Raw genomic sequence first — 21,631 nt, forward strand, 5'->3', positions numbered from 1 at the left:
CATATCAAAGGAGATGGACAGCATGTTTGTTGAATTCATTCGTAACAATAAGGTTGTTGCAGGTGTCCTGACATTTCTAAGGGTGTATATAGGGTATCAATGGATTATCTCGGGATTCGGCAAAATAACTGGTGGGTTTGATGCTAGTGGATTTATCAAAGGCGCCATTGCCAGTGCTGGTGGAGAAAATCCGGCTGTACAAGGATGGTGGGCAACATTCCTGGAACATGTTGCATTACCGAATGCAGGTTTATTCAGCTTTTTGGTCATGTGGGGTGAGTTGTTAGTCGGCATCGCTTTAATTCTTGGCCTGGTTACAAACTTTGCGGCATTAATGGCCATTACGATGAACTTTGCATTTCTGTTCAGCGGTACCGTAAGTACAAATGGAATCATGATTTTAATAACAACATTTCTGCTTGTTGCAGGGCATAATACAGGACGATTTGGCTTGGATCGATGGGTAATCCCATTTTTGAAAAATCGCACCGCAGAAAAGAAAAGCAGGAGAAAAAAACACGCCGTATCAGTGTAACGTAAAATAAGTTGGCTCGGGATATTCCTGGGTCAACTTTTTTGTTAAACTGGAGTAAATTGTTCAATTAGTAGGTGTTTGTTTGCAGACAATTGTAATGTTTATCGTGATTATTTTATTCGCTTCCATACTGCAGACAAGTACAGGATTTGGTTTTTCCATTATGGCTACACCATTTTTGCTATTCATATTTGCCCCTCGTGAGGCGATTCAGCTTAACTTAATCCTGTCACTTGTCATTTCCTGTGCACTTATTTGGAAAATCAGACAAGATATTGATTTCGGTGTTTTAAAAAGGTTTGTAGCAGGTAGTATTGCAGGATTGCCAATTGGTATTTCCATCTTTTTATTTATTGATATGACTTGGCTTAAACTGGGGATCAGCTTGCTTATTCTTGTGTTAACGGTATTATTAATCCTGAATTTCCGCATTCGTCAAACTGGACAAAGGGATTTTTTCATCGGGGCACTATCAGGCGCTTTCACCACAAGCATTGGTATGCCAGGTCCACCGATTTTGCTCTATTTTTCCGGGACGAATACAACGAAGGAAGTACTACGGGGCACAACATTAGCATTCTATTTGTTTATCTATTTGGTGAGTCTGGTCGTTCAGGTGATTTTTGCCGGTACAAGCAAATTGGTCTGGCAATCAAGCGTATTGGCCTTACCGCTTGTCCTGATCGGATTGGTGCTGGGACAACTGGTATTCAAACATATTAATCAACGTCTGTTTCGTTATTTGACCTATATTCTGTTGTTATTCACTGGCGTATATATGCTGGTTGATCAATTGTATGAGTGTCTCCGCGGCTGTTTTTTCACAAGGTAATATGAATCTTCATCGTTGGTGGTCTTTTACCCTTTGCTTTCAGAGATTTTGGTTTCATCACGATTTGAGGTGGGGGTATGACAGCCCGTTCATGCTTGATGAAAAATATATGAAGCATTACCCATTCCTTTTCTAACGCGCGTCCTGTATAATAGATTTTAAGATACGAAGAAAGGACGGCCTTTTAATATGAATTCACAAGCAAATATGCAAGTGGAACCCACTCCAGATAAAATTTGGACGCGCGACTTTGTCCTTGTTTGTCTGGCTAATTTTTTTATATTTTTGGGCTTTCAAATGACATTGCCAACCATTCCGCTGTTTGTCAAGGAACTTGGGGGCAGTGATCAATTAATCGGAATCATTACCGGTATTTTCACATTTTCGGCGTTATTGTTGCGACCATACGCTGGGCATGCGTTGGAATCGAAGGGGAGACAATTTGTTTATATGGTCGGTCTGGCTATTTTCGTCTTGTCGGTTGGCTCTTATGCGTTCATCGCCAGTATTGTGCTTTTATTTATCATGCGGATGGTTCAAGGTGTTGGCTGGGGATTTTCCACCACGGCTGGAGGTACGATCGCTACCGATATTATTCCGCCCAAACGTCGCGGTGAAGGGATGGGTTATTTCGGATTATCCGGGAACTTGGCTCTTGCGTTTGGTCCATCTCTTGGTCTGACACTTGCCGGAGCCATTTCGTTTACCCAGTTGTTTCTTATTTGTGCCGTGATTGGTCTCATTTCCTTTTTGCTTTCAAGCAGGATACGTTACAAACAAGTCGAGCAATCTCCTGATAAAACAATAACGGTCAAATTTGATATTTTTGAAAAAACGGCATTGCAGCCATCTGTATTACTATTTTTTATCACGGTAACTTTTGGGGGAATCGCTTCATTTTTACCACTATACGCTGCCCAGAAGCATATCGATGGAATCGAGCTGTATTTCCTGGTTTATGCATTGTTTTTGATGATTTCCCGGATGTTTGCCGGCAAGATTTACGATAAAAAAGGACATGAATATGTTTTTCTACCGGGTACAGTGTTAATTTTTGTTGCGATGATTTTATTATCCTGGCTGCCGAATTTAACCACAATGCTAATTGCAGCAGGTATGTACGGACTCGGTTTTGGCAGTGTACAGCCGGCACTTCAGGCATGGTCGGTTGATAAAGCGCCAAACAATCGTAAAGGAATGGCGAATGCTACGTTTTTCTCCTTTTTTGATTTAGGGGTTGGTCTCGGTGCCATGATATTTGGCCAGCTGGCATTTATGTTTGGCTATAGTTCCATTTATGCAACAGGAGCATGTTCGGTAATGCTATCGATGGTTTTGTATGTGTTCTTGCTGATTCGAGCGAAGAAACGAATGCATGGATAGTTTCCGGGTTTAAAAACATGCAAGATTCGTATACAATAGAATTAAATAGCGCTTGTAGAAGGTAGGTTAATTTGCTTTGCAAAGCATTCAAAATATAAATTTACAACAACTTTTTCCGGATCCTGTTTATCGAAGGGGAATGCAATACTATAAACAAAATCGTGTCAGTGCTCCGGTTTATGATAGGAATAATCAGGTATGGTCTGCCACCGTCACGGGGACATCATTATACTTTGTTGAGATATATATGAAAGAATTTGATCAAGGGAACCTTATTGCGTATTGTGATTGTCCAGCTTTTGAGACCTATCATACATGTAAACACATTGTGGCAGCCTTAATCGCCATTGCGAAACAATCGTCATCGAAGTTACCTGACCAAACGGCAAATAATTATCGGGCAACAAACCGACTGATCGATTCATTGATTTCCATCCAGCAACCGGAGCCTTCAGATATGATTACTAAACAGGTGCCGATGCAGATGGAATATTATCTGAAATGGACGTTCAACCATTTATTATTACTCGAATTGAAAGCCGGCGTGAAGCATCCGTATGTTGTAAAAAATGTGTATGATTTCCTGAAACAAGTTTTAAATGGAAATGAGTATTATTTCACCAAAAAATTCACCTATCATCCGGATAGTCACTACTTTCTAACGCAGGACCAGGAGATATTGGAAACGTTATATAACATTCTGCGTAACGAAAAAATCTATTCCCGAGCATTTTATCATTATCAGGATCAGTCTGAACGGTCGATCCTGATTCCGCCATTGTTAATCAAACCGTTGCTTGAGAAATTAATCGATCGCAAGCTGACAGTGGAAACCCGGAGTAACAGTTATGAACATATCGATATCGTTGAAAATGAACTGCCATTTCATTTTGCCATTTCAAAAAATAAGCGGGGAGAAATGGTGTTGGCCATGGATGAGATGGATAAGACGGTTTACTTTCCCGATTACCAGCTGTTATTTTCTGAAGGAACATTTTATTTCCCGGGAAAAGATCAACTGCCGGTTATTGAACAGCTGGACGATGTGGGTATGGAAAATCGGGAATTGCCTGTCTCAAAAACGCAGGCGGATGTGTTTGTGTCGGAGGTCCTTCCTACATTGAAGAAGGTTGGCGATGTGCAAATAGCGGAAAATGTTGCATCAGAGATTATTCAGGTGCCACTAAGGGCCAAGCTCTACCTCGATGTGCAGGGAGATTGGGTGGTCGGCAAATTGGAGTACCATTATGGCGATCATTTAATTGATCCATTCAATGGCCGTCGCGAGCAGGATGATGTGATTGTTATCCGTGATATCAGCAAGGAACAACAGATTATGCGTTTAATCGAGCAGGCCAACTTTCATTATAATGGTAAGGAATTGTATATTGAAGCGGATGAAGAAACATTATACGACTTTCTATACCATATGTTGCCTCTGTTTGAGCAATATGTTGAATTGTTTTTGACATCGGAAATTCGCCAATTTATTGTTGAAAATCAACCGTCTCCATCAACAAATGTAAGTGTGGAGACCTCGTCCAATTTACTGGAAGTCGGTTTTACCATTGATGGAATCCAGGATGACGAGATTAATCAAATGTTGAATGCTGTCATGGAGAAGAAACGGTATTACCGTCTGCAAAGTGGTGCATTGCTTTCCTTGGAAGGGGAGGAATTTGCTTCGGTCCAGCAGCTGTTTGATGACCTGAACATTAAGCAGTCGGATATCCAGAATGGGAATGTCGAGGTACCGGTTTATCGTGGTGTACAAATCGACGAACTGATTCATACGAAAAAAGATTATGATCCATCATTTCGCCGGCTGCTTCATCAGCTGACTTCACCAGAGGAGCAAGTTTTCCCATTGCCGGATGAATTGCAAGCTACCTTACGTGACTATCAAAAAACGGGGTATCAATGGTTTAAGTCATTGAGTAATTATCAATTAGGTGGTATTTTGGCCGATGATATGGGGCTGGGAAAGACATTGCAAAGTATCGCCTACATTCTTTCCGAGCCAAAAGAACGACCGCATTTGATTGTTGCGCCATCCTCGGTTTTATACAATTGGAAAAACGAATGCCAGAAGTTTGCACCTGATTTACGGACGGTGATCATGGCCGGTGCGCCTGCAGAACGGCACAAGTTGATTCAGGATACGGTCGATAAGGATGTTTGGATCACTTCATATGCGACATTACGACAAGATATTGATTTATATCGGGAATTAAATTTTCAAACGTTAATCCTTGATGAAGCCCAGTATATTAAAAACTATGCGACCAAAACATCGAAGGCAATACGGGAAGTGAAGGCAGGTAAACGATTTGCTTTAAGCGGAACACCCATCGAAAACTCCATCGATGAGTTGTGGGCCATTTTCCAGGTGATTTTACCCGGGCTTATGCCAAACCAGCGCACATTCAGACAGCTGTCCCATGAAAAAATCGCTACATTGACCAAACCGTTTATATTACGTCGTGTCAAACAAGATGTTTTAAAAGAACTTCCGGAAAAAATCGAAACGGTGCATGTATCTGAGTTAACCGGTGAACAGAAAAAATTGTATCTTGGTTATTTACGGCAGCTGCAGCAAGAAGCGGCTCAATCAATGAAAGATGATGATTTTCAAAAAAACCGGATGAAAATATTGGCCGGCTTAACCCGATTACGTCAGATTTGCTGTCATCCGTCATTGTTTATTGAGAATTATCAAGGGACATCAGGAAAACTGGAGCAATTAATGGAAACCGTCCATAATGCGGTGGATAATGGCAAACGCATGCTGATTTTTTCCCAATTCACCAGCATGCATGAGATTATCATTAGCAAATTGGAAGAAGCAGGTATCGACTACTTTTATTTACATGGCTCCACGTCGTCACAGGAACGGGTACAAATGAGTGAACGGTTTAATGCTGGTGAGAAAAGTGTCTTCCTGATTTCCTTAAAGGCTGGAGGTACCGGATTGAACTTGACAGGAGCGGATACAGTCATTTTATATGATCTGTGGTGGAATCCCGCAGTCGAGGATCAGGCAACAGGTCGAGCACATCGATTCGGCCAGAAAAATGTCGTCCAAGTCATTCGTCTGATAACAGAAGGAACAATTGAAGAAAAGATTTATGATTTACAGCAGAAGAAACGGGAACTAATCGACCAAGTGATTCAGCCTGGTGAGAAAATGCTGACGAGCTTAACCGAAGACGATATCAAAGAACTGCTAAGCCTATAGTGCTTGGCAGTTCTTTTTATATAGTATGGCGGGAATATGGTATGGGGAGCGTGGTTATCGACCGGATCCAGGAAGGCATCAACCAAGAAGCGAGAATATAAACCGAAACAAGTGGCTTATCCACCTGGAGAGCATTTGTATCAACCGGATCTGAGGAAATATCGACTCCGGTAAGCGTATATCAACCAAACCGAGTGATACATCGACCCGGGGATTGTGTACATCAACCAGAAAGAAACTATATCAACCGGATTTTAACGAATATCGACCTGGGAGAGGACACATCAACCGGATCGAGTGAAACATCAACCGAACGCAGCGATATATCGACCAAGAGAGCAACAATATCAACCGGATACAAGGAAGTATCAACCCGGTTGTGGCCATGGCAACATCAATATAAGTGCGTTTGTTTTTATTTTTTGTTGGAAAATGGTTTTATCTATTCCAAGGTTGGTGTATAATATAAAATATATTCACACTAATCCGCATTATCCGGCTTGCTGGCAGTATGATGTACGTTCATGTCGTTAAGCCATATTCTAAACTGGGAGATGGTCAAATTGAAGAAAGTACTCCATGCCTTTTGCAAATTTTTTGTAGCGAATGCGGCGGTGGTTATCGCGATTATTTTATTACCTGTGTTTGTGATTACAGACGATGTTTCATTTTATGACCAAATCATGAATTACCTGTTTAATAATAAAAGTTAACTATGAATATCCCTGAAAATGGGGTATTTTTTCTGCTTTCTTTACCTGTAAAAAAAGAGCCAGATTGTTGTAGCAATCCGACCCTTTCTCTTTGCCCCATCCATTTAAATCGTTATTTTAAACAGTTTCCGCGGGCGTCCTTTCTGATATGGTTTTTCCTCGCCAACCACTTTGATCACTTCACCAGATAACAATTTGTAAATCGTTCGTTCAGCACTGCGCTTGGTTACCCGATAATATTTGGCGATATCATTGGCGGAAAAAGGTTCATTATTCCTAAGTTTAATAAAATCAATAAAATTGTAAGACAGTTCATTATTTAATTTAGCCTTGTGGATAAGTGCGCGATAAAGCTGCGAAGTATCTACATGTTTTTCCACACCAAGTGGTCCTATCGTTTCCTGGCGGTCATTGATGAGATAACAGGCACTTCCTTCTGTACTCTGGCACGTTTCCAATGCTAACAGGGCATTATCTTCCGCTTGCTTTACTGTTAATCCAAGTCCAAAGCCGATATCTACTGGCATCCGCAGTTTTTGTTCAATTTCCCGCAACAACGGAAAGTCCCGATAGTGATTGGTCAGGTAATTTAATAGTTCTCGTGTCCCGATCAAAGCAAAACGGTCGCCATTTTCCAATACTGCGGAATGGGTTTGACTGCCAAATGCAGATAGAATCTGTTGCAAATCATCACTTTGAGTTTTTGCTGTTTTTTCTTCTGTTTCCTGCTTCGGACGAACAAACCCGGCGCAAATCTGCGTGCTTTTGGTTTGATTGAGTGTCGCTTTTACCTTTGCCTGGTTGATGGCATTTGCAATGTTAACTTTTGGGACCTTCATGCAGTATGCCGTAACATCACAGGCTGTCAACTGTTGTTCCACTTCTTCCATCGATGTCAGGACATAATCAATTTTCCCCTGCTGCCAAAGCTGCTCATGAAAGGCCACGATCTGATTGATATCAAACTGGACTTGATCACCATAACTATACGTATAAATGTGATGATCATGCATGGCCAATTCCGTGCTTACCTCGCTTACACGATTTCTCTCAGGTACATCAATGGAGACACGATCAACCAGTCTGTTATGCATATTTCGCAACCGGTAGAATGATGTGAGTAGCATGTATTCATCAAAAGCTACCTGAACAGTGGGCAGCCGCTTCTTAATAATTTTTTCCCGAGCATACATAAATGGGAGTGCCCCGACAAATAGATAAATGTCACACATCACCGCCTTTTCAATTAAATCAGCGGTTTCTTTCGCATCCGTATAAATAAAAGGAACAATTTCAACATCATCTTGCCCTTCTGTATAAACAAGGGCTCGTTCCACTAATTCCTTTCTACCAAAAACAGCAATTTTTATTTTCATAGACAGGGTCTCCTTGTAAAGTATTGGTCTAGTGTAATTGAGGTATTGCCACATAATTATTTAAATTATTAGTTAATTGCGGCGAAAAATATCCTATTGTGCTGTTGCTCAATGCGTAATTACTATTATGGTAGTGAATTTTCATAAAATTGTCAAGCGTGAATTTAACGGCAAGTATCGGTTATTCCATTTATTTAATAGCCACGCATTTTTATATCAGCCGGGGCAGGGGGGAGCTGCTATCATGGTAGATTCGCTGAACATCTTTTAACGAATCAACCGAGAGAGGTACTCCCGGTAGATCCGCTGAGCATCTTCAAAAGAATCAGCCAAGAAGGGTACTCGCTGTAGTTTCCACGTACCTTTCCTTACCAATCTACCGAGACGATCAGGGCTGGTCGAACCGTGCGAATGATCGTAACGCACCTCGCACGACGACCCGCACCAATTCCTATCGAGACTTGACAGACACGCCGTATAAACCTTTTAAATCGCGTTGCTATCTGGCATGCCAATTAATGTTGCTTTACTTGATCGCGTAATTGTTGCTTGAGAAATTTCCCAACCGATGTTTTGGGTATTTCGTCCATAAAGATAACATCATCCGGCAGCCACCATTTGGCAAACTGAGGTCGCAAAAATTCGATTAGCTCATCCTTCCCTACTGATGATTCATAACCCTCATGTAAAACAACACAGGCAATAGGACGTTCTTGCCATTGTTCATCAGGTACTGCAACAACACATGCCTCAAAAACAGCTTCATGTGCCATCAGCGCATTTTCCAGATCAAGCGAAGAAATCCACTCCCCGCCACTTTTAATGAGATCGCCTGTCCGATCCATTATTTTGATGGTGCCTTCTTGATCAACGGTAACGACATCACAAGTATGGAACCAGCCATCAACAAACGCTTGGTCACTTCTTTCGTCCTTGTAGTATTCACTGGCAATCCATGGGCCACGCAGGAGTAACTCGCCCATTTCCTTGTCATTCCAGGCAACTTCACCGTTTTCCCCAATGATTTTCATTTCCAGACCAGGAACCAGAATACCTTGGCGGGAACGCTCCTTTATTTTTTCATCGTCGGTTAAATCCTGTTGATAACTTTTTAAACGGGAATAGGTGACCAATGGCGTTGTTTCTGTTGCGCCATATGCATGGTAAAACGGAATCTTGTATTTTGTTTCAAAAGCACGAATCAATCCCGCTGGTGCAGCTGATCCCCCACATAAAATCGCACGCAGGCTTGATGTATCATAGTTTCCCTGTTCCAATTCTTTCATCAATCCCAGCCAAATGGTCGGAACACCGGCAGTAATGGTTACCCGATACCGTTCGATGAATTCCGCCAGCCGCTTTGGTGTAAATTGTGGTCCGGGGAAAACTTGTGTTGTGCCAAACCAGGTACAGGCAAATGGTGCACCCCAAGCGTTGGCATGAAACTGTGGGACAACCGCCATGAAAACATCGGACTCGGAAATTGCCTGCGTGTCAGCGAGACCGAGAGCAAAACTGTGCAAGACAAGGCCCCGATGGGAATACATGACACCTTTAGGCTTGCCCGTTGTAGCTGATGTATAGCACATGCCCGCCGGATCGTTTTCATCCATATCATGTGCAAAAGGAAATGCCGGATCACCGGTATGAAGCACTTCCTCGTAGGAATATAATGGGTGCAGCGTGGATGTTGGCATTGCTGGTTTATCTGTCATAACCACGAATGCCTCAACGGTCGTCAACTGATCTTGAATCTTTTCAACAAGTGGCAGTATATCTTCATCGATAAAAAGAATTTTGTCTTCTGCATGATTAATAATGTGAATAATGTGTTCCACTGATAAACGAATATTAATGGTATGCAGTACAGCACCCATGCCAGGCGCGGCAAAATAAATTTCCAAGTGACGATGATGATTCCAGGCCAAGGTGCCAACCCGATCACCTTTTTGTATACCCAGTTCCGTCAATACACTCATTAATTGCCGGGTTCTTCTGCCAATATCGGCATAGGTGAGCACATGGAGCTTATCGTGTGTTTGGGAAATTACCTGTTTCCTGGCAAAAAACTTTTCCGCATGCTCGAGCATCGATCCTACTAATAATGGGGTTTGCATCATCACAACCATCTCCTTTATAGTTTTATTAGTTTAATAGTATCATATAATTATGATTATTATAAAAGTATGATCTTCAAGTACTAGCATTATATGTCGGGAAGTATATATACAGACATGGTAAAATGAGAATTATCCGGGTAGGAACGCAATTAACGCTGAATCTTGTGGTGTTATTTATCTCAACAAATGGGAGTATTGGAAATTAGTGAATTTCAAGCGTGATGGAAGGGGATTATGCTGTGCGTGTGCGACAATATGATTTTACACAGGGAAATATTTTTAAACAGTTGATTGCATTTTCCGGTCCCATTATATTGACGAATCTGTTACAGACTTCCTATCAGTTTGCAGATAGCTTATGGGTGGGAAATTTACTCGGTGCCAATGCGCTGGGAGCTGTGGCTGTTTCCAGTACGATTATTTTTACGATGTTATCCTTTGTGATCGGCTTGAATAATGCTGCATTAACGATTTTGTCGCAACAAAAAGGGCGTGATAGTCAAGACGGTTTGAAGCGTTATTTGAATGCCTTTGTAGTGGTGCTTTTTTGCCTGTCCATCGTCCTTGGTGTCCTCGGTTTCGCATTTTCCAAGCCACTGTTACACTTGATGGGAACGCCGGAGGGAATGATGTCCGAGGCGAAGGAATATTTGCGGATCAATTTTCTCGGCATTCTATTTCTATTCGGCTATAACTTTATCAGCACCGTACTAAGGTCACTGGGCGACAGTAAAACCCCATTACGCTTTGTGTTTATTTCGCTCATATTAAATATTATTCTCGACCCATTATTCATTGCCGGACTACACTTGGGAGTAAAAGGCGCTGCCTATGCAACGATTGCCTCCCAGGGATTGGCATTTGTCTATGGAATCACCTATGTGCTGTATCGAAAATTAGCCCCCTTCAGCTTGCCAAAGGTACCCAGTAAGCAAGAGGTTGGCCTCATTTTAAATCTGGGCATTCCATCCGGTTTGCAAATGGCCGTTGTATCAGCGGGGGTTGCAGCGATTATGAGTGTCGTAACCGGATTTGGCGAGGGCGTAGTAGCAGGGTTCAGTGCGGCTCAGCGGTTGGATAGTATCCTCATGCTGCCAGCACACGCACTAGGGACTTCAGTCAATAGCATGGCCGGGCAAAATATCGGGATCAAAAATTGGCCACGTGTACGTCATATCGCCAAATTTGGTGTTATCTATAATTTTAGCGTCATGCTATGCATTGGGATTGTCGTTGTGTTCCTGGCATCGTTTGGAATAAGGTTGTTCATTCACGATCAGGAAGCTGTTCGATTTGGAACCAGGTATTTGCAAATAGTGGCGTTGTGTTATCCGTTTCTAGGAATCAATTTTATTTTGAATGGCATTGTTCGGGCATCCGGCGCGATGTATCAGGTGCTGGCATTAAACATCATTTCGTTTTGGGTGCTGCGCTATCCGTTAACTGCACTTTTTGCCAAAGTCATCGGTGAAACGGGAATCGCTGTTGGAATGGGCACAAGCTTTCTTATCAGCAGTATATTTGCCTTTTTATATTATCGCTATGGGAATTGGCGAAAGAAAGAGTTATTCACAAAAAGTGCGAACAGTTAAACATTTATACACAGTTGTGGATAAACCTGTGTATAACACCGTATTTTGTGGATCTTGCCTAAATTCGGTACAAAATATAGAATGGATTTGTGGATAATGTTATGAAACTATTATTCACTCAGAAAGGGAAAGTATCATGAAACGAAACAGAAAGAAAGCGATCAAACGGGCGCTTGGCCTTTTCATTGTTTTATGCGGGATGTTTGTTTTTATTTCGCTGGCTACTACAAAACAGCATGATCCCGATTTTCAAATCAACCGCTCCTTGATCAGTAAACAAGTGCTTAATTATGAACCGCTTGTGGATAAGTATGCCGAAAAGTATGGGGTTGAAGACTACAAAGATGTATTATTGGCAATAATGATGCAAGAATCAGGTGGTCGTGGTAATGATCCCATGCAGTCTTCGGAAAGTTATTGTGGAAAAATCGGCTGTATTGATGATCCGGAGCTATCTATCAAACAAGGTGTTCATTATTTTGCCAATACAATTGATGCGGCCGATGGGGATGTAGAGTTAGCGATCCAATCGTACAATTTTGGCAAGGGGTTTATCAACTACGTGCAGGGCAAGTCGGGTTCGTATACACAAGAGGAAGCAATTGACTTTTCCAAGAAAATGTATAAGGATGCCAAGGATAAATCGAATTATACCTGTTTACGCAAAGAGGCAAAACAGTATGATGCCTGTTACGGGGATATTTATTATGCCCGGGATGTGATGAAATATAAGCAGGAGTTGGAAGATTCATAGCAAAATAGCCGTGAAAAGTGATAAGATAAAGAAAATAGATGTTTACAAGGAGGAGTAAGAATGGGAAAAGCAATTCATACAACCAACGCACCAGAAGCAATTGGACCCTATTCACAGGCAATCGAGGCAGGAGATTTTGTCTATGTATCCGGTCAGATTCCGATTAATCCTGAAACGGGAGCAGTTGAACAAGGGATTGAAAATCAAACTAATCAAGTGTTAAAAAATTTACAGGCCATCTTAACCGAGGCAGGAACAGACTTCAAGCAAGTTGTTAAATTTACCATCTACCTGAAATCCATGGATGATTTTGCCACAGTAAATGAGATTTATGGCAGCCACCTGGAGCAGCCATATCCGGCAAGAGCATGCGTGGAAGTAAGCCGCCTGCCAAAAGATGTTCGTGTGGAGATGGATGTCGTAGCGTATAAAAGGTAAAAAAAAGAACTGGCTGTTAATAGTAAACAGCCAGTTCTTTTTTGATTGCCTCTCTAATCTTGTCTAAACATTCCTCAGGTGTTTTCGCAAAAACCTTCTTTCCGTTAACAAGCGCGTATGGCCGTACACGGCAAAGCCCGCAATGCAGCAGACATTCACTAATGATCACGGACACCTCGGGGAATTCGGATTCGAGGATACCTTCTATATCTAAAGTGGTAATTGCATTTCCGTCACAAACGTCAATAACAACAATACCCACGTTATCACTTTCTTTCCTTATATCTGGACTGTCCCAGTTGTAGCATATTTTGTAGGGTAAATCAATGTTTCTGCTGGGGCAAGGAGTGTCCCTACATATACCAAAATAATGCACCCAGCATGAGCGAGATCGCAATGATACCGGATATAAACGGGAAAAGGTAGTTTTGCGGAACGAGTTCTGATAGTGGACGTCGGTCTTTATCCGTCATCTGGCTGAAAATATGTTGAAAGCTGTAAAAGACAATATCAAAGAACCGACCTTTTGTAACATATCCGGCCATGGATAGCAGTATCAAAATAGCACCAATGACAAAGGCAACATTGATGTAGGCAAGTAAATCGATGCGTTTATAAATAATGAAACAGATTAGAAGGATAAGGATTTGCGAAACTCCCACCCAAATAGCTAATTTTTTCAGCATATACTTGACGTTCCCTTGTGTTATTTTAACAATCACAGCATATTATATCATGAATGAAGCTATATTTATAAAATTAATTTCGCTTTCTTTCTCTATCATATGTTGCAAAAATACCTTAAATTTATTCGCTGTTGCTATTATAAAAAGAAAATAATTTGGTAATTTAGGTAAAAAGAATCCCTTTGGAAATTATCTGTTTATAGGCGCTAGTGCCTATAATTTAACGGTTTTTGGTCAAAAATAGCAGAAATCATTCTTCAAAACTAGTCATAAAATAACAAAATGTATTGAAAAAAACAATTTACAATTAAAAATTATATTGTATAATAAGAGATGTAGCACTATTAAAAAATAAAAGGGTGGTCGGGGAATGAAAAAGTCAAAATATTATCTCTTTATTGGGTTTGTCTTGGCTGTCGCTATGGTACTATCTGCCTGTGGTGGTGGGTCAGATTCAAGCAGCGGTGAGGGGAGCGGTGACAAAGAAGGTTCAGATGGCAGTGGTTCCTCTGGCAAGCAAGTCTTTAATATGATTGAAACGCAAGAGATTCCAACCGGGGATCCATCACTGGCAACAGACCAGGCTAGTTTTATCGTATTTGGACAAACAATGGAAGGTCTTTATGGATTGGACAAAGATGACAATCCGGTTCCGGCAATCGCCGACGGTGAACCAGATATTAGTGAAGATGGAAAGGAATACACGTTTAAATTGCGTGAAGATGCCAAATGGTCAAATGGTGATCCGGTAACTGCCAATGATTTTGTTTATGCATGGCAACGCGCCGTTGATCCCGAGACTGGTTCGGAATATGCGTACATGTTTGACGGAGTTATCAAAAATGCATCAGAAATCATAAATGGTGATAAAGATCCGGACGAATTGGCTGTAAAAGCAGAAGATGATTATACATTAAAAGTAACACTGGATATACCAATTGAATATTTTGATTCCTTATTAGCATTTGGAACATACCTGCCGTTAAATGAGAAATTCGTTGAAGAAAAAGGCGATAAATTTGGTACCAATAGTGACAACATGTTGGCAAACGGACCATTCGTGTTAACCGATTGGGATGGTTCCGGTCTAAACTGGAAGTATGAAAAAAATGATGAATATTATGATAAAGACAATGTAAACCTGGATGAGGTCAATGTACAAGTTTCTAAAAAACCAAGTACTGCTGTAAACTTGTTTGAAACAGATAAAACGGATCGTACGGCTGCGTTAAGTGCTGAATATGCAAAACAGTATCAAAACGATCCAAATGCTGCTACGTTTGAAGAGTCAAGCTCATGGTATTTGAAATTCAACCAAAAACGTGACGGCAAAGATACGCCATTAGCCAACAAAAATATCCGTAAAGCATTGGCGATGGCATTTGATAAAAAAGCCTATACAGATCAAGTGCTGGCAAATGGCTCCGTGCCAACTGACGGCTATGTACCACGCGGTTTGGCAACCAACCCTGAAACGGATGAAGACTTCCGTGATGATAGTGGCGATTTAATTTCTTATGATGTTGACAAAGCCAAGGAGTATTGGGAAAAAGGATTGAAGGAATTGGGTGAGGATTCACTTGAGCTTGATTACTTAAGTGATGATACCGAAAATGCCAAAACAACGTCTGAGTATTTCAAAAACCAATTAGAATCCAATCTTGATGGTTTGAAATTGAATGTATCCAATGTTCCATTTAAAGTTCGTTTGAAGGACACAAGTGAACAAAATTATGATATTGTGATGCATGGCTGGGGAGCAGACTATTTGGATCCAATGACCTATCTTGACCTGTACGTTACAGATGGTGGGAATAATGAAACTGGATATTCGAGCAAAGAATATGACAAACTCATTGACGATGCCAAAATAAAATATGCCAACGACCCTGAAAAACGTTGGGAAACGATGTTGAAAGCTGAAAAACTTTTGATTCAGGAAGACACAGTTATTGCACCAATCTATCAGCGTGGACGTATCACATTGATCAAACCATATGTCAAAGGTTTGGAAGAGCATTTATTCGGACCGGATTACTCGCTGAAAAATGTCACCATTGAAAAATAAATAACCAGATGACAACAATTGGAAAGAGGGTATTTCAACAAATACTCTCTTTCCCATGTTTCGACAATTTTTTTGAGAATATTTTTATTTTTAATTGCGTTTAGGAGGAAACAGGATGGCGAAGTATTTAATGAAACGGATAATCTATATGGTTATTACGTTGTTTATTATAGCCTCTGTCACATTCTTTTTAATGAAGTTTTTGCCTGGTACCCCGTTTCAAAACGAAGAAAAACTGACTGAAGACCAACGTATTATTTTGGATGAAAAATATGGATTGGATAAGCCAATTCCTGTCCAGTATGCCAACTATATGGTGAATATTGTCAAAGGTGACCTTGGTGTATCATTTCAGTTTGATAATCAACCGGTTACCCACTTATTAATGAATCGTGTAGGACCATCATTGGAACTTGGATTCCAGGCAATGGTTGTTGGAACCATTATTGGTATTTTACTGGGAATGCTTGCTGCCATGTTTCAGAATACATGGATTGATTATGGAAGTACATTTTTAGCTGTATTGGGAAAATCAATTCCATCCTTTGTCTTTGCGGCGGTCTTGCAATATTATATTGGAGTAAAACTGCAATTATTACCAGTGGCTTCCTGGGATGGATTTGCCTCATCAATCATGCCTACCATCGCGCTGGCCATATTTCCTGTGGCGACTGCAGCCCGCTTTATGCGAACAGAGCTAATAGAAGTGTTAGGATCAGACTATATTACCTTAGCAAAAGCAAAAGGGAACTCTCGAATGGAAGTATCCTTTAAGCATGCCATCCGCAATGCACTCATTCCTCTGATAACTGTACTGGGGCCGATGGCAGTAGGATTGATGACAGGTTCCCTGGTGGTTGAACAAATTTTTGCCATCCCTGGAATTGGCGAACAGTTTGTTAAATCGATTCAAACCAATGACTTCCCGATTATCATGGGGACAACGCTGTTTTTTGCTTTCTTGTTAACCGTGATTATTTTAGTCATTGATATACTATATGGCATTATTGATCCAAGGATTCGCCTGGCTGGAGGGGATAAATCATGACGAATTATACGCAAGAAATACCAAAAGACCGATTTGCACCCGCTCCCAAAGGCAATGTTGATAGTGAAAAGATTGAGAAACCGCAGCTTTCATTTGCGAAAGATGCCTGGCTGCGTGTTCGAAAAAATAAAGGTGCCCTAGTTAGTTTGGTTGTTTTGCTATTGATCATTTTCATGGCAATCGTGGGTCCCCATATCACACCGTATGATGGGGTTGAGCAAGATGTAACCAAGGCCAACCTTCCTCCCCGCGTTCCCGGGTTGGAGAAAATCGGGATCTTGGATGGAACAATGGATGTTGGCGGTGAAAAAACGAATGTATACGAACAGCAAAATGTTGGCGAATATTACTGGTTTGGTACAGACAGTCTGGGACGTGACCTGTTTACCAGAACATGGCTGGGTACCAGGGTATCGTTGTATATCGCCTTGCTCGCAGCAGTGATCGATATGCTGGTTGGGGTTGTGTATGGATTGATATCTGGTTTTATGGGTGGACGTGTCGATAACATCATGCAGCGGATACTGGAAGTTATTTCGGGTATTCCGAATTTGATCGTGGTTATTTTAATGCTATTAATCTTAAAACCTGGGATTCTATCCATTACGATCGCCATGGTTATTACCGGCTGGATTGGCATGGCTCGAGTTGTCCGCGGACAAGTATTAAAACTGAAGGATCAGGAGTATATTCTTGCTTCACGAACGCTTGGGGCGAAAAATAATCGATTACTCTTTAAACATTTATTACCGAATTTGTCAGGAGTTATTATTATCAACACCATGTTTACCATACCGAGTGCTATCTTTTTTGAAGCATTCTTAAGCTTTATCGGGATCGGTTTACAGCCGCCAGATGCATCACTGGGTACATTAATTGAAGATGGGTATGAGACGTTTCAATTTCTCCCCCATTTAATGATTATTCCATGTATTGTGATCTGTATCGTCCTGATTACCTGTAACTTGATTGGAGATGGACTTCGCGATGCATTTGATCCAAAAATGCGTGATTAATAGATAGTCCATGAATAGTGAGGTGAAACAACGTGAATAAGTTATTGGAAGTAAATGATCTTCATATATCGTTCCATACATTTGCCGGGGAAGTGCAGGCGATCCGTGGTGTCAACTTTGACCTGTATGAGGGAGAGACACTCGCGATTGTTGGCGAGTCCGGATCTGGCAAATCAGTAACTACCAAATCGATTATGCGCCTGCTACCACCTGGAAATTCGGAAATTAAAGCAGGAGAAATTCTGTTTCATGATAAAGATCTTGCTAAAGCATCGGAAGGACAGATGCAAAAAATTCGCGGAAAGGACATTTCGATGATTTTCCAGGATCCAATGACATCCTTGAATCCGACGATGACAATTGGCAAGCAAATTATGGAACCATTATTAAAACATCAAAACTTGAGCAAACACAAGGCAAAAGAACGGGCTGTCAGACTATTGGATTTGGTTGGAATTCCCAAACCGGAAATTCGCCTGAAACAATATCCGCATCAGTTCTCAGGCGGAATGCGGCAGCGGGTTGTCATTGCGATCGCGCTTGCCTGTGCACCAAAGATATTAATTGCTGATGAGCCAACAACAGCATTGGACGTTACGATCCAGGGACAAATCCTGGACTTAATGAAAGAACTGCAAAAGCAAATTGAAACATCGATCATTTTCATCACACACGATTTGGGTGTCGTCGCCAATGTGGCTGATCGGGTAGCCGTGATGTACGGCGGGAAAATTGTCGAAATCGGGACGGTAGATGAAATTTTCTATAATCCACAACATCCGTATACTTGGGGATTAATCAGTTCCATGCCAAGCTTGGATACGAACAATGAGGAACTATATGTGATTCCCGGCACACCACCTGATTTGTTAAACCCGCCTAAAGGTGATGCGTTTGCACCAAGAAATCCTTATGCGATGCAAATTGATTTGGAAGAAGATCCGCCAATGTTTCAAGTTTCGGATACGCACTATGCCGCCACATGGCTATTACACCCCAATGCACCAAAAGTAGAGCCACCTTCTGTTGTAAAAGAGCGAATGGATAAGTTCCACGCACAACAAGTTGGTTCCGGGAAAGGGGAAAGGTAACAATGGCGGAAATGGAAAAATTATTGGAAGTAAAAAACCTGAAACAGCATTTTAACGTGGGAAAGCCAAAAGAAGTTCGTGCTGTCGATGGAGTAACATTTGATATTTATAAAGGTGAAACATTGGGGCTTGTTGGCGAATCCGGCTGTGGGAAGTCAACCACTGGCCGGGCAATTATCCGTTTATACCAAGCAACCGATGGAGAAGTGCTATATCGGGGAGTAAATGTGCATGAGAAAAAGTCTAAGGCACAATTGAAAGAACTTCATCGAAAAATGCAGATGATTTTCCAGGACCCATATGCATCATTGAACCCAAGGATGAAGGTCTCGGATCTGATTGCCGAGGGGATTGACATTCATGGCCTTGCCAAATCACAAAAGGATCGGATGGAAAAGGTGTATTCACTCCTGGAAACAGTTGGTTTGAATCGCGAGCATGCGAATCGTTACCCACACGAATTTTCTGGAGGACAACGGCAGCGCATCGGAATTGCTCGGGCATTGGCAGTGGATCCCGAATTCATTATTGCGGATGAACCAATCTCCGCCTTGGATGTTTCGATTCAGGCACAAGTCGTTAATCTGATGAAAAAGCTGCAAAAAGAAAAAGGGTTGACCTACATGTTTATTGCCCATGACTTATCGATGGTCAAGTATATCAGTGACCGGATCGGCGTCATGTATTTTGGCAAATTGGTCGAGCTTGCACCTGCTGAAGATTTGTACCGTAATCCAATGCATCCATATACGCAATCACTGCTATCGGCGATTCCGCTGCCTGATCCCGATTACGAACGTTCACGCGTGCGGCAGGCCTACCATCCGGAAGATCATCAATATACAGAAGCGGATGAGGTCAAAATGCGGGAGATTGCACCTGGTCATTTTGTTTACGGCTCAGAAAAAGAGTTTGAAGAATGCAAGGCGAATTATAAACAAAAATAAGATGTAGATTTAGACAAAACCGGACACATTCGCATGAACGTGTCCGGTTTTTTTATGAAATTCGATCGCGCTGGTTATAAAGTTGATCGAGAGTGCGCGAAAGCTGATCGAACCGGTTGCAAAGTCGATCGAAAACGCACGGAAGTAGATCGAGGCAGTCGCAAAGTTGATCGAAAACCCACGAAAGCTAACCAATTGGCTGGAATTCAAGCAAATTTTTCTTCATGACAAAGGAGATCGCATCCCCGTTATGATTTTATGTAAAAAATGATGGGACAGGAGAACCGTCCCCGGGTCCCACCTAGCTATGATGTGATGATAATCGCCGATGTGCGTGATTTCCTTGATATTCACTGCGGTACCAGGTGATGAGCATGATGATTCCACTTAAAACGAGCAAACCACTGGTAACAAAAAATACACTGGAAATGCCGAAGAATCCTGCTAACATGCCACCAAGCATGGGACCGATAATATTTCCGGCAAAACGTAGCGATGTGTTGTATCCGAGGACTTCCCCCTGAATCGCTAATGGCGCCTCTTGCCTGATGTAAGCAATTCGTACCGGAATAATGCCGCCAATCGCTATTCCGAGGAAGAACCTTAGGATAACTAATTGCCAGATGTTCGTGACAAAAGCTGCTGGGAAATAGACAATCCCCGCCATGAATAATAAGAAGATTACTATTTTAATATAACCAATACGGTCACCCAAGCGTCCCCAACGTCTTGCCATGAACAGATTGCCAAGGCCTGCTGCGGAAAAGGCGAGCCCGGAATAAAAGGCAATATTTGCTGACCCATGCAGTTCGTTCACATACAATGATAAAATCGGCTGTACACTAAAGTGGGCAACCTGCACAAGCATGGAAATGAACATGACAACGAGCAATACAGGGCGAGAAAAGATGTGAGCGATGACCTCTTTACTGGAATAAGAGCTTTTGCTATCTTTATCATCGGCAAATGAAATCATTAATTCCTTAACCCCAACATATACAAGAATTCCGGATATGAAAATGGAAATCGAAGTCCAACGAAATGTAGCTGCATATCCGAATACATCTGCAAAGGCTCCACCGATGAGCGGCCCCATCAACTGGCCAGTAATACTTCCGGTTTGTAAGGTTCCCAGGACACGGCCAGCAATACGCTTCGGTGTCTGGGTTACGATAAAGGCTTGCGATATCGGGATAAACCCAGTAAATACACCCATGATAAATCGTAATATAAATAGCTGCCATACGTTTGTGGCAAATCCCATTAACAAAATGGAGATGCCAAGACCTGTTGCAGAAATGATTAAAACACGTTTTCTTCCATATTTGTCACCGATACGCCCCCAAATCGGAGAAAAAATAAGTGCCGTGACAAATGTAATACCAAAAATCCAGCCAGACCAGTTTTGTACATAGGAAGCGGAGAAGTTCCCGTATGATTCAATGTACAAAGAAAGGAATGGCAAAATCATCGTCATACTGCTAGCAACAAAAAAATTGGCAAACCACATGATCGCCAAATTTCGCTTTACTATACGTTCCTGTTGATCAACGATTGTGAATACCCTCTTTCGGACATTTAATTCGTCAACCTAAATAATAAATAGGAAACGAATAAAAGGAAAGTTTTATGCTCAAATAATGTTAAAAATGGTTCATGTACACAAATTCTTCAATTATATGAACCTATTTTTTGGTGTCTTATTTAAGCGTAATAGGTTATAATCTGGTTATGATTTATCCGATGAAGGAATAGAAATAAGCATGTGTTCACGAATAGTATAGTGGAAGCAAA

Annotated in this window: 18 protein-coding genes; 13 read left to right on the forward strand and 5 right to left on the reverse strand. The window is 41.5% G+C overall.

Going from position 1 to position 21,631, the window contains the following annotated elements; all coding sequences use genetic code 11:
• Positions 1-22 precede the first annotated feature (22 nt).
• The 5 genes from ABRT01_RS05440 (at position 23) to ABRT01_RS05460 (ending at position 6,701) form a co-directional block, all read left to right on the forward strand.
• A complete protein-coding gene (locus tag ABRT01_RS05440) occupies positions 23-535 on the forward strand; it encodes a DoxX family protein (protein ID WP_269410650.1) in 513 nt (170 codons plus the stop codon).
• A gap of 97 nt (positions 536-632) precedes the next feature.
• Positions 633-1,367 (forward strand): sulfite exporter TauE/SafE family protein, encoded by a 735-nt coding sequence (locus ABRT01_RS05445; protein ID WP_269412640.1) that lies wholly within the window; start codon positions 633-635, stop codon positions 1,365-1,367.
• A 189-nt stretch (positions 1,368-1,556) separates the two neighbouring features.
• The gene (locus ABRT01_RS05450; RefSeq protein WP_269410649.1) at positions 1,557-2,750 is read left to right on the forward strand and encodes an MFS transporter; all 1,194 of its coding nucleotides are present in this window, start codon (positions 1,557-1,559) and stop codon (positions 2,748-2,750) included.
• 139 nt (positions 2,751-2,889) lie between these two features.
• On the forward strand, positions 2,890-5,988 hold the full coding sequence (locus tag ABRT01_RS05455) for a DEAD/DEAH box helicase (protein ID WP_483308149.1): 3,099 nt from the start codon (positions 2,890-2,892) through the stop codon (positions 5,986-5,988).
• A gap of 563 nt (positions 5,989-6,551) precedes the next feature.
• Entirely contained in the window at positions 6,552-6,701 is a 150-nt protein-coding gene (locus ABRT01_RS05460; protein ID WP_367746495.1) for a hypothetical protein, read from the forward strand.
• Positions 6,702-6,805: 104 nt separating this feature from the next.
• Here ABRT01_RS05460 and ABRT01_RS05465 read toward each other — a convergent pair whose 3' ends face one another.
• Complete coding sequence (locus ABRT01_RS05465) at positions 6,806-8,077, reverse strand: hypothetical protein (RefSeq protein WP_367746496.1); 1,272 nt, start codon at positions 8,075-8,077, stop codon at positions 6,806-6,808.
• Positions 8,078-8,592: 515 nt separating this feature from the next.
• Positions 8,593-10,197: a long-chain fatty acid--CoA ligase gene (locus ABRT01_RS05470; protein ID WP_367746497.1), complete on the reverse strand. Its 1,605-nt coding sequence runs from the start codon at positions 10,195-10,197 to the stop codon at positions 8,593-8,595.
• Between the two features lie 245 nt (positions 10,198-10,442).
• Between ABRT01_RS05470 and ABRT01_RS05475 the strand changes: the two genes are divergently transcribed.
• From ABRT01_RS05475 to ABRT01_RS05485, 3 genes are all read left to right on the forward strand, one after another.
• Positions 10,443-11,789 carry an MATE family efflux transporter gene (locus tag ABRT01_RS05475; RefSeq protein WP_483308150.1) on the forward strand — a complete coding sequence of 449 codons (1,347 nt, stop codon included), beginning with the start codon at positions 10,443-10,445 and terminating at the stop codon, positions 11,787-11,789.
• 136 nt (positions 11,790-11,925) lie between these two features.
• A complete protein-coding gene (locus ABRT01_RS05480; RefSeq protein WP_269410643.1) occupies positions 11,926-12,543 on the forward strand; it encodes a lysozyme family protein in 618 nt (205 codons plus the stop codon).
• 60 nt (positions 12,544-12,603) lie between these two features.
• On the forward strand, positions 12,604-12,981 hold the full coding sequence (locus tag ABRT01_RS05485; RefSeq protein ID WP_269410642.1) for a RidA family protein: 378 nt from the start codon (positions 12,604-12,606) through the stop codon (positions 12,979-12,981).
• 16 nt (positions 12,982-12,997) lie between these two features.
• Here the strand turns inward: ABRT01_RS05485 and ABRT01_RS05490 are convergent, their stop codons facing one another.
• Together ABRT01_RS05490 and ABRT01_RS05495 are read right to left on the reverse strand one after the other, a co-directional pair.
• Positions 12,998-13,243, reverse strand: coding sequence for a YuzB family protein (locus ABRT01_RS05490; protein ID WP_269410641.1), 246 nt, complete (start codon positions 13,241-13,243; stop codon positions 12,998-13,000).
• A 91-nt stretch (positions 13,244-13,334) separates the two neighbouring features.
• Positions 13,335-13,667, reverse strand: a complete 333-nt coding sequence (locus ABRT01_RS05495; RefSeq protein WP_269410640.1) for a DUF3899 domain-containing protein — start codon at positions 13,665-13,667, stop codon at positions 13,335-13,337.
• Between the two features lie 370 nt (positions 13,668-14,037).
• Here ABRT01_RS05495 and ABRT01_RS05500 point away from each other — a divergent pair, with 370 nt between their 5' ends.
• The 5 genes from ABRT01_RS05500 to ABRT01_RS05520 all read left to right on the forward strand — a co-directional run bounded on the left by ABRT01_RS05500 (position 14,038) and on the right by ABRT01_RS05520 (position 19,837).
• A complete protein-coding gene (locus tag ABRT01_RS05500) occupies positions 14,038-15,735 on the forward strand; it encodes a peptide ABC transporter substrate-binding protein (protein WP_269410639.1) in 1,698 nt (565 codons plus the stop codon).
• 115 nt (positions 15,736-15,850) lie between these two features.
• Positions 15,851-16,783 (forward strand): oligopeptide ABC transporter permease, encoded by a 933-nt coding sequence (gene opp3b, locus ABRT01_RS05505; protein ID WP_269410638.1) that lies wholly within the window; start codon positions 15,851-15,853, stop codon positions 16,781-16,783.
• Positions 16,780-17,799: an oligopeptide ABC transporter permease gene (gene opp3C, locus ABRT01_RS05510; protein WP_269410637.1), complete on the forward strand. Its 1,020-nt coding sequence runs from the start codon at positions 16,780-16,782 to the stop codon at positions 17,797-17,799. Before opp3b ends, opp3C begins: the two co-directional genes overlap by 4 nt.
• 32 nt (positions 17,800-17,831) lie before the next feature.
• Positions 17,832-18,890, forward strand: a complete 1,059-nt coding sequence (locus tag ABRT01_RS05515) for an ABC transporter ATP-binding protein (RefSeq protein ID WP_269410636.1) — start codon at positions 17,832-17,834, stop codon at positions 18,888-18,890.
• A 2-nt stretch (positions 18,891-18,892) separates the two neighbouring features.
• Positions 18,893-19,837, forward strand: coding sequence for an ABC transporter ATP-binding protein (locus tag ABRT01_RS05520; protein WP_269410635.1), 945 nt, complete (start codon positions 18,893-18,895; stop codon positions 19,835-19,837).
• Positions 19,838-20,138: 301 nt separating this feature from the next.
• Here ABRT01_RS05520 and ABRT01_RS05525 read toward each other — a convergent pair whose 3' ends face one another.
• On the reverse strand, positions 20,139-21,347 hold the full coding sequence (locus ABRT01_RS05525; protein ID WP_367746515.1) for an MFS transporter: 1,209 nt from the start codon (positions 21,345-21,347) through the stop codon (positions 20,139-20,141).
• Positions 21,348-21,631 lie beyond the last annotated feature (284 nt).

Origin of the sequence: Lentibacillus sp. L22, assembly GCF_040812445.1 — a bacterium.
Classification (GTDB): domain Bacteria; phylum Bacillota; class Bacilli; order Bacillales; family Amphibacillaceae; genus Lentibacillus_C; species Lentibacillus_C daqui.